We start from the raw sequence: 3,238 nt of genomic DNA, 5'->3' as shown, positions 1-3,238 counted from the left end.
TCATGGAAAGAGGCCAATCAGGGTGCCGATCATAAAAAGGTGCCAGATGATGTGGCCACCAGGCCCATTATTATCGGTCATGAATTCTGCGGCGAAATCCTTGCCGTCGGTAAAAAGTGGCAGCATAAGTTTCAGCCAGGGCAGCGCTACGTGATCCAGGCCAACCTGCAGTTGCCCGACCGACCCGACTGCCCCGGCTACTCATTCCCATGGATCGGTGGCGAAGCCACCCATGTGGTGATCCCCAATGAGGTGATGGCGCAGGATTGCCTGCTCACCTGGGAGGGGGATACCTGGTTTGAAGGATCGCTGGTGGAGCCGCTCTCCTGCGTCATTGGCGCTTTCAACGCCAATTATCATCTGCAGGAGGGGAGTTACAACCACGTGATGGGGATCCGTCCTCAGGGACGCACTCTGATCCTGGGCGGGACGGGGCCGATGGGGCTGCTGGCTATCGACTATGCGCTGCACGGCCCCATCAATCCTTCACTACTGGTAGTGACCGATACCAATAAGCCGAAGCTCAGCTACGCCCGCCGTCATTACCCCTCTGAGCCGCAGACGCTGATCCACTACCTCGACGGCCATGAGGCCAGTCGCGATACGCTGCTGGCGCTCAGCGGCGGCCATGGCTTCGACGATATCTTCGTGTTTGTGCCAAACGAACAGCTGATCACCCTGGCCTCCTCGTTGCTGGCCCCGGACGGCTGCCTGAATTTCTTTGCTGGCCCCCAGGATAAGCAATTCAGCGCCCCGATCAACTTCTACGACGTGCACTACGCCTTTACCCACTACGTCGGCACCTCCGGCGGTAATACTGACGATATGCGCGCCGCGGTGGCGCTGATGCAGGCGAAAAAGGTCCAGACGGCGAAAGTGGTCACCCATATTCTCGGCCTGAACGCCGCGGGCGAAACCACCCTCGATCTGCCTGCCGTCGGCGGGGGAAAAAAGCTGGTGTATACCGGAAAAGCCTTCCCGCTCACGCCGCTGGGCGAGATCGCCGATCCCGAACTGGCAGCGATTGTGGCGCGTCACCATGGGATCTGGTCCCAGGAGGCTGAAGCGTATCTGCTGGCCCACGCGGAGGATATTACGCATGATTAACCGCGATACGCTGCTGTGCATCTCCCTGGCGGGTCGCCCCGGCAACTTCGGCACCCGCTTTCATAACTATCTGTATGACAAGCTGGGATTGAACTACCTCTACAAAGCCTTTACGACTAAGGATATTGAGGCGGCGGTAAAAGGGGTTCGCGCATTGGGTATCCGCGGCTGTGCGGTCTCCATGCCGTTTAAAGAGAGCTGCATACCGTTTCTTGACGCGATCGATCCGTCAGCAAAAGTCATCGACTCCGTCAACACCATCGTCAATGACGACGGGAAGTTAACCGGGCTAAACACCGATTACATCGCGGTCAAAAGCCTGATCGCCAGCCATCGGCTCGATACCAACGCCAGAGTGATGATTCAGGGTAGCGGCGGCATGGGGAAAGCCGTCATTGCCGCCTTCCGTGATGCCGGTTTCCGCGACGTGATCATTGCGGCCCGCAATCGCCAGCGCGGCCTGGCGCTGGCAAAACAGTATGGCTTTCAGTGGCAGCCCCTGCCCGAAGGGATCGCAGCCGAGATTCTGGTCAATGTCACACCGCTGGGCATGGCAGGGGGAGCGGAAAGTAACACGCTGGCGTTCAGCGAGGCCATGGTGGCCCAGGCCAGCGTCGTGTTTGACGTGGTCGCGTTGCCGGCGGAAACTCCGCTGATCCGCCTGGCGCAGCAACGGGGTAAGCAGACCATCAGCGGTGCGGAAGTTATTGCCCTGCAAGCCGTCGAGCAGTTTGCCCTTTATACCGGCGTACGGCCGGATAGCGCGCTGGTGGCAGAGGCCTCGGCGTTTGCCAGAAGCTAGTATGTCCCTCCCGGGAAGGCGTCAGCCACGTCCCGGGAGGGCTACCTCGCCAGAAAAGAAGCGACATAAACGGAAAAATAATCCGTCTCAGTAGTCATCTCGTTCGTCGTCTTCATCCGGCTGCTCCATCACGCTGTAGGCCACCGAGCAGAACAGGCTGTTCAGACGCTTCATATCCCCCAGCAGCGCCAGGTGCAACGTACTGGTTTCGATACTCTGCACGTTCTGCTGATGCAGACGGTCAACGTGCGCATGCGAGTAACGGCGGTTAAGAATGCGGAACCGGTGTTTGCTGCGCCGCAGACGGCGGGCGCTGGGTACATCGCTGGAGAAGAAGACCGACATCGCCAGCTGCAGATTGCTGAGCAGCAGATCGTACAGCGCATCCAGCTCCTTTAACCCTTCCACCGAGAAGGCGCGCCGCGCCGCCAGCGATTTATCGGCGATCTCGCTGCCCATCCGCTCGACGATATCGGACGCCTGCTCGAGGTTTAGCGACATCTCAATGATTTCCGCCCAGCGCCGGGACTCCTCCTCCGCCAGCTCATCCTTTGGCATTCGCGCCAGATAGAGCTTAATGGCGGTGTAGAGCACGTTGATATCGTCCGCCATACGACGTAGCTCTTTCTCCTGACGCGGTTCGCCATGCATCACTTTATGCAGGCTCCCCAGCATCTGCTCCATCGCATCTCCAATGCGCAGCGTCTCGCGCGCGGCATTGGCCAGCGCCAGCGCTGGCGTATCCAGCGCCGACGGGTCAAGATGCTTGGGTTTCAGCTGGTTACCCAGCTCGGGCTCATCGCGGATCATACGCTGGCACAGCTTCGCCATCGGTCCGGCAAAGGGCACCATCGCGATGCAGCGCAGCAGGTTATAAAAGACGTGGAAGTAGATAACCAGCTCAGACTCCGCCAACGGCAGCTTGTGCATCGCCGCGGCCAGCGGATGGACGAATGGCAGAATAATCAGGCTCCCCACCAGCTTAAACAGCAGGCTACCCAGCGCCACGCGGCGCGCCGCCGCGTTTGCCGCGCTGTTGTTGAGCATCGCCAACAGCCCGGAGCCCAGGTTGGCGCCAATTACCAGGCACAGCGCCACCGGGAAGGAGATTGCTCCCGCCGCGGTCAGCGTCGCCGTCAGCAGCACCGCCGCCAGGCTGGAGTAGCTGATGATCGCGAATACGGCGCCAATTAAGGCATCCAGCATGATATCGCCGGTCAGCGAGGCGAAAATCACCTGCACGCCGTTGGCCTGGGTGATGGGGTTCACGGCCTGCACAATCAGCTCCAGGGCCAGCAGGATCAGCCCCAGACCAATCCCCACTCGCCC

At 60.1% G+C, this 3,238-nt stretch carries 3 protein-coding genes; 2 read left to right on the top strand and 1 reads right to left on the bottom strand.

Going from position 1 to position 3,238, the window contains the following annotated elements; all coding sequences use genetic code 11:
• The coding region (gene sorE / locus ACZAHD_RS22730; RefSeq protein ID WP_462458740.1) for an L-sorbose 1-phosphate reductase at window positions 1-1,107 on the top strand (1,107 nt) is incomplete at its 5' end.
• Entirely contained in the window at window positions 1,100-1,909 is an 810-nt protein-coding gene (locus ACZAHD_RS22725; RefSeq protein ID WP_002884583.1) for a shikimate 5-dehydrogenase, read from the top strand. The genes sorE and ACZAHD_RS22725, both read left to right, overlap by 8 nt.
• Window positions 1,910-1,996: 87 nt before the next feature.
• Here ACZAHD_RS22725 and ACZAHD_RS22720 read toward each other — a convergent pair.
• Window positions 1,997-3,238 (bottom strand): Na/Pi cotransporter family protein (locus ACZAHD_RS22720; RefSeq protein WP_462458739.1); only part of this gene is annotated, 1,242 nt, incomplete at its 5' end.

This window comes from Raoultella sp., assembly GCF_039594335.1.
Lineage (GTDB): Bacteria > Pseudomonadota > Gammaproteobacteria > Enterobacterales > Enterobacteriaceae > Klebsiella.
This window is presented reverse-complemented; position numbering and strand designations above follow the sequence as displayed.

What these genes read in the sequence shown, in the direction of transcription:
- ACZAHD_RS22725 (WP_002884583.1), top strand. Translation starts at nt 1,100, where the DNA reads ATGATTAACCGCGATACGCTGCTGTGCATCTCCCTGGCGGGTCGCCCC.